General features: G+C 38.7%; 4 protein-coding genes. All 4 read left to right on the top strand.

Translation table 11 applies throughout. From position 1 onward, the window contains the following. The first annotated feature begins 443 nt into the window (after positions 1-443). The 4 genes from I3249_RS12785 (at position 444) to I3249_RS12770 (ending at position 6275) form a co-directional block, all read left to right on the top strand. Positions 444-1532: a polysaccharide biosynthesis/export family protein gene (locus tag I3249_RS12785; protein ID WP_238070209.1), complete on the top strand. Its 1089-nt coding sequence runs from the start codon at positions 444-446 to the stop codon at positions 1530-1532. Between the two features lie 12 nt (positions 1533-1544). Beyond that, entirely contained in the window at positions 1545-1976 is a 432-nt protein-coding gene (locus tag I3249_RS12780) for a low molecular weight protein-tyrosine-phosphatase (RefSeq protein ID WP_238070208.1), read from the top strand. Positions 1977-2034: 58 nt separating this feature from the next. Further along, positions 2035-4260, top strand: a complete 2226-nt coding sequence (locus tag I3249_RS12775) for a polysaccharide biosynthesis tyrosine autokinase (protein ID WP_238070207.1) — start codon at positions 2035-2037, stop codon at positions 4258-4260. Positions 4261-4352: 92 nt separating this feature from the next. Beyond that, positions 4353-6275 (top strand): nucleoside-diphosphate sugar epimerase/dehydratase, encoded by a 1923-nt coding sequence (locus I3249_RS12770; protein WP_238070206.1) that lies wholly within the window; start codon positions 4353-4355, stop codon positions 6273-6275. Positions 6276-6412 lie beyond the last annotated feature (137 nt).

Here is a 6412-nt window from a genome sequence, read left to right as displayed (position 1 = left end):
CTATGATCTTAGAATGAAGCTGTTCGCCGGTCTTGTTAATTTCGAGCTTAGCTTATGACTTTTGCAAGAGGTCTATTATGTTTTTGGATTTGCTACTGTCAGATAAGAATAAAGAAACTGTTAATTTCTATGCCGAAGACTTGAAAAATAGAGCAATAATCTCTTAGAGTTCATCTGAGAGCTTGAGATTCTTATCATCGAGTTAATTTTAACTAAATAAATAATAATGATATAAGAATTAGAGTTAAAGTATTAACACTTTGACTCTAATTGTAAATAGAGTATAGGATACGTATAATTATGCTAAAATAGGCCCATTCAAAAAATGGGCTTCCTTTTGAATAGAGCATTATACAAAAAGAAGCCCATTTTTTTGCATAACGATTATTTTTAATAGCTACTGTTTGTTACGATATGTTGCTATGATTCGAAAGGTTTATATTATGCGACAGTCTCTTAAATTATTGAGTGCCTCAAGTCTTTTACTTATGATGCTTTGGTCTAATGGATGCGCTACTACAACCATCAATTCCGGGCTTCAAGCTGGTCAGTTACCACCCAGTGGTTCTTTTACTGCAGACAACGGTATTGATTTTAATGTACTGCCGCTGACGCTCGCCACATTACCGCCTAAGCAAATCGCTCGTTCACAAATGAGTAGCAACCTATCTACTCTAGTACGATCGTCTAATAGGATGAATTACCGCATTGCGCCTTCTGATGTATTGAGTATCATTTTGGTAGACTATCCTGATATTAATGCTGCAGGAGCATCTGGTTATCCTGTTGATCAGCAGGGGTTCATACAGTTTCCTTTGATAGGTCGTATACAAGCGAGCGGGCTAAGTGTGCCACAATTCACTGCAAATTTGAGTTCACGATTACAGCGTTATCTAAAGTATGCAGATCCGCAAGTGAAAGTTGCTGAATATCGGGGTAATAAGTTTTTTATCGATGGTGAAGTTAACAAGCCTGGTCAATTCAATATTACCGATGAACCTGTGTCGTTATATAGTGCAATATCTATGGCTGGTGGTACGACGAGAGAAGGTAACTCAAACAGTATCGTGTTGAGAAGGAACGGTACTGATTATCGTATGGGATTACAGTCTTTGCAGCAGGTGGGATTATCAGCCAATCAAATTTATGTCCAAGATGGTGATTCTATTCGTGTCAGTAGCGAAGATATCAACAAAGTATATGTCTTGGGAGAGTTTGGCAAAGTTGCACCTGTACCTATCATTGACCAAGGATTGAGCTTAGCGCAGGTAATTGGAGAGTCAGCTGGACTGAACTCTAATACAGCTAATGCGGCTAAAATCTACGTAGTACGCGATCAGCCTGAATATCAGCGTACAAATATATATTATGTAGATATGCAAGCGCTTACCAGCTTCCCACTGACTAGCCGGTTTGAGATGTTGCCTAATGATATCGTGTATGTCGACCCAACAGGTCTGACGCGCTGGAATCGTGTTATTAGTTCTATCCTACCTTCAACCTCTGCTGTTAGAACTCTTTCAGGTTTATAGGGAGTAGCTATCATGGCATTTGATAATATCTTGGTCGTTTGTGTCGGTAATATTTGTCGCAGTCCAATGGCAGAAGCTTTATTAAAACGACGCTATCCTGATAAAGCTATTGACTCTGCTGGCGTCGGCGCATTAGTCGGTCACCCTGCGGACCCTGCGGTACTAGAAATCATGACAAAGCAGCAGCTTGATGTCACCAATCACGTGGCAAAACAAATTGATGAAAAGTTGGTTTTAAAAGCAGACCTTATTTTCACTATGTCAGATAGTCAGACTAAGTGGATTGAAGAAAGCTGGCCGTTTTGTCGTGGGAAAACCTTTAAGTTAGGTCATTGGCAGGATAAAGATATCGCTGACCCTTATAAACACGATATGAGTGCTTTCAAAAATGCATATCAAGATATCGTTGATGGTCTTGAACAATGGGCAGATAAAGTTAGCTAAATAGCTACTATTAAATACAACCTTTAAACGAATAAACTTAAGTGATGAACATACCGTTATGAATACAGATTCCAGAAACTTATCAAAGCCCTCTTCTAAACAAGAGGATGACGATATTGATTTAATGGCGCTGCTGTTTGCCATTTTACGCGGTTGGAAAATTATCGTATTTTTTGCAGTATTGGGTTTAGTAATTGGTATCTTATATAGCAGATATATCAACCCTACTTTTAAGTCAGACGCTTTAATACAGATCGAGCAAAACTCTCAAGGTATTTCAGCACTAGGTAGCGATATTTCAGATTTAATTGGATCAGAAGCGAGTAAAGCGCAGACAGAGGCGGAATTGATAAGGTCACGGATGATATTAGAACCCGTTGTCAACTTATTACATCTTCGCATTCGGCTTTCTGACCCTACGATCGGGTATTTAGATCGAATAAAAAACAACGTTACGAGCACCCAAATAAACACTCCTGAAGGAGTCGCAATTGAAACCGAAAATGGACAAGCTTATATCAGTCAATTTAATGTATCGCAAGCTTACCTAGATAAATCATTTACATTAACGAGATCTGCTACAGGTTTTATATTAAGTAATGGTTTCGATGAGTTCAAGGGTCAGTTTAATCAACCACATCAATTCAGCGGCTCAAATGGTCAGATTCAGATTACGGTTGCAGATCTTCCTGTTAATGCCCACCCTATTAGTATCACGAAGCAATCATTACAAAATACCACCAACGCCATCAATAGTGCCCTTACTGTCACAGAAAAAGGTCAGCAGACAGGTATTATCCAGTTGTCAATGACCGGTTTACGTCAGCAGCAAGTAACTTTAGTATTAAGACATATTGTTTTATCTTATATCGATCAGAACCAATCTCGTGGCTCTCAAGAAACCACAAAAACGATTCAGTTTATGGAAACTCAGATTCCAACACTAAAAAAGAAATTAGAGGATTCTGAAAGGACTTTCAATAAATTTCGCGAAAAGTCTGGAACTATCGATGTTGGTCAAGAAGCGGGTATATTATTAACTGAAAACTCGCAAATTGACGCACAGCTTAATGAGTTAAAGCTTAAAAAAGCGGATCTCACGACTTATTATACCGAAGATCATCCATTGGTGATCCAAATCAATGAGCAGCTTGCGGTGCTTAATGCTAGAAAAAATGAGATAGACAATACTATTGCCGGTCTACCTGAAGTACAACGAGAGTTTTTACAATTATCCGAAGATACAGCTATCAATAGAGAAATCTATCTCACTTTGCTAAAAAACTATGAGCAATTAAAAATAGTAAAAGCGGGTCAAATTGGTTTCGCCCGTATTATTGACTTGCCTATCAGTACCTTTAATACCATTGCGCCCAAAAAACTGCAGATTTGGGTATTAGCAACGTTATTGGGTGCTATGTTGGGCGCAATATTAGCGTTGATTAAAAGCTTGCTTAGAAACGTGGTTAAAGATCCTGAACGCCTTGAAGCGAAGACTGGTATACCTGTCCTTGCGACAATTCCACGCTCACCATTATTAACGCGACTCGGTAAAAACAAAAATGCCTCTAATCGATTATTAGCCTATGTTGATAATAATAGTCTGAGCTATGAAGCGGTTAAGAGCCTAAGAACAAGCCTTATGTTTGGGATGCCAAAAGAAGGAAAAGCCGGTCAACGAGCTCGCGTTATCCTTATTACTGGTGAAAGTCCGGGCGTCGGTAAGTCCTTTATCAGTGCAAATTTAACAGAGGTGTTTGCTCAACTGAATAAAAAGCTATTGGTTATAGACGCTGATATGCGCATGGGTGAGCTGCACAAGATGTTCAGTATGGATAAAAACAACGGTCTTGCAGAATGCTTATTGCAGCGTAGTGATGCTACACAAACATCAAGTGAATTGTCGAGTTTTATCCACCCCACAACGATAGATAATATTGACTTTATGCCAAGAGGTCAGCATCCACGTAACCCCGCCTCATTATTGGCTAATGGCAGTTTTGATCATTTAATGACAGAGTTAAACCCGCATTATGATTATATTATTATTGACTCACCGCCAATATTGGCTGCTTCTGACGCCATGATATTGGCGCAGCATGCTGATAAAGTGTTAATGGTCACAAGATACGATGACTCGATAGAAGGACAGTTGGTTTATGCGGTCAATCAGATGAATAAAGCCAATATACAAGTTGATGGTATTATTCTCAACGATGTACAACAAGGGATTATGAGCAAATATAGTTACCATTATAGTTATGCTTATGGTAATAATAATTGATTAGCTGTTTAGAGTTCTTACCTAAATTAATCCCCTTTAAGTAGTTGTGTGTTATGTTCATAAAATCAGAACCAAAAAACAGGTGCCAATCATTGAACAGTAAAAATGGTTGGTTACAACGTATAGCTGAATACTTGTTGTCGTTACCTCGTAGTGTTAAGCGTGCTATTTTGCTTAGTACAGATATTATATTGTCTTTGATTTGTTTATTTCTAGCCTTATCTTTACGGCATGGTTATCTTGGTAATCATATCGGTCTATTGGCACTATGTTGTTATGCCATTATCCCTATCATAGGGTTATATGCAATAGGGTTTTATAAAGGTGTGGCTAGAGGTTTCTTTGATGCCGTCATGGCAAATGTTTCGCAGTTATTTTTTTTGCTGATTATTTTATATGAAGTCATTATCACTTTTGATGTCTTTCCATATATACCACGCTCTGTACCTATTATATTTTTATTTTTATTCTTTATATGGTTATGGAATAGCAGACTAACTATCCGTGAGTTATTGACTCGCGCACAGGGAAAAAATCAAAAGCGTGATATAGACGATAATGATTATGATAATGTGATTATTTATGGTGCAGGAGAGGCTGGTCGAGAGCTATCAGAAGGGCTAAAGAATTCTCATAAATATAATGTGGTGGCTTATGTTGACGACGATCCACAGCTAACAGGCGCTTACTTACTCGATAAAAAAATCCATGCCGCATCCGACTTAATTAGATTAGTAGGTAAATTAGATGTGGCGCAAGTATTTTTAGCGATTCCTTCAATTAGCCGTGCGCGCAAACGCCAAATTATTGATAGACTAGAAGGTATTTCTATTAAAATTAAAGAACTGCCTAGTTTAGAAGAGATCGCTGAAGAAAAAGTAACGGTTAGTAGTATGCGCAGAGTTGATATCTTAGACGTACTGAATCGGCAAACGGTTGAGCCAGATATTGAGCTTCTGCAGCGTAATATAATGGGTAAAAGTGTACTTATTACTGGCGCTGGCGGCTCTATTGGTAGCGAGTTGTGCCGTCAAGTTATTAAAAATAAGCCCAAATGTATAGTACTATATGAACTTTCTGAATATGCGCTTTATACTATAGATCAAGAGCTGACCGCGAAGAAGGCAAATAACAAGGATTATGAGAATATTGAAGTCGTTGCCATTATTGGTAATGTGACCAATGAAGATAACTTGTTGCGTGTATTTAACGCTTATCAGATACAGACAGTTTATCATGCTGCGGCATACAAACACGTTCCCATCGTAGAGCATAACCCTTTTGAGGGCGTTATCAATAATAGTAAAGGCACGTATCACTGTGCGCGTGCGGCTATACGAGCAAAGGTCGATACCTTTGTACTTATTTCTACTGATAAAGCAGTCAGGCCTACCAATATAATGGGAGCTTCTAAGCGTTTAGCAGAGTTAGTCTGTCAAGGGCTTAGTCAAAATACGGATCATACTGTGATCAGTATGGTGCGTTTCGGCAATGTACTTGGCTCATCAGGCTCGGTAGTACCTGTCTTTACGAAACAAATAGAGCAAGGTAAACCGATCACAGTTACTCACCCTGACGTCACACGTTACTTTATGACTATCCCCGAGGCAGCAAACCTAGTGATCCAAGCAGGGGCGATGGCAAAAGGCGGTGAAGTATTCGTTTTAGATATGGGTGAACCCGTCAAGATCGTCGATTTGGCCCGTCGCATGATTCATCTAAGTGGGCATAGGACGAAGACGATTGACAACCCTAATGGTGATATAGAGATTATATTCACAGGCTTAAGATCAGGTGAAAAACTCTATGAAGAGCTCATCATCGGTGATGACAATATCGAAACTACCGATCATTCCCTAATCATGCAAGCGATAGAACATAGCTTCCCAATGACGGAAGTTGAAGAGACTATATTTCAACTAATTGAGAGATCAAAGCATCAAGATATTGCTTGGTTAAAGGACAAATTCAAGTATTTCGTTGAGGGGTATGATGATGGGTCTAAATCAACGTAAAAGCATTTATCTTGCTGACATTATTTTTGAATTTAAAAACTACTTATAGGAAAACTATGCTAGGGCGTGTCTTCAATTGGATAAGCCCTAAATAATAGTTACAATACCGCATCTATTGAGACGATGCGAGAAATACA

It is taken from the genome of Psychrobacter sp. Ps1, assembly GCF_022129425.1.
In the GTDB taxonomy this organism is placed as follows: Bacteria; Pseudomonadota; Gammaproteobacteria; order Pseudomonadales; family Moraxellaceae; genus Psychrobacter.
The sequence above is the reverse complement of the archived record's forward strand: the minus strand, read 5'-3'. Positions and strand labels throughout refer to the sequence as shown.